2 protein-coding genes are annotated in these 404 nt (G+C 54.0%); both read left to right on the top strand.

From position 1 onward, the window contains the following. Positions 1 to 188: phage adaptor protein (locus Y887_RS19675; RefSeq protein ID WP_343123102.1), on the top strand; the 188-nt coding region annotated here is incomplete at its 5' end. Then, a partial coding sequence (locus Y887_RS19670) for a prophage tail fiber N-terminal domain-containing protein (protein WP_046965629.1) occupies positions 185 to 404 on the top strand: 220 nt, incomplete at its 3' end. The genes Y887_RS19675 and Y887_RS19670, both read left to right, overlap by 4 nt.

The raw sequence follows: 404 nt of genomic DNA, 5'->3' as shown, positions 1-404 counted from the left end.
AGGCTTATGTTAACCCACTGGTGGACTGGATGTTGTTTCGTGCTTTCAGTAAGGATGCTGCCGGTGGCGCAGAATCGGGGCTGGCTGCGCAGCATTATCAGAGTTTTGTTGAGCAACTTGGGAGCAAACAGGGGGCAGACAGTGCATTGTCTGCCCGTAAAAAAGTGTTTAACGGAGGTGGAGTGTGAGTGTTGTTGTTTCGGGGACGCTGAAATCTCCTGATGGTGAGGCGATATCAGGAGCAAATATTACCCTGACGGCGCTGACAGTTTCACCGGATGCGCTCAGCGGCACCAGTGCGTCGGCAGTGACCCGTGAAGGTGGATATTACGGAATGACGATGGATCCGGGGGAGTATGCGGTTTCGGTGACGGTGAAAGGGAAGACTGCTGTCTACGGACGTG

The organism is Xanthomonas pisi DSM 18956 (assembly GCF_001010415.1).
In the GTDB taxonomy this organism is placed as follows: domain Bacteria; phylum Pseudomonadota; class Gammaproteobacteria; order Xanthomonadales; family Xanthomonadaceae; genus Xanthomonas; species Xanthomonas pisi.
The sequence above is the reverse complement of the archived record's forward strand: the minus strand, read 5'-3'. Positions and strand labels throughout refer to the sequence as shown.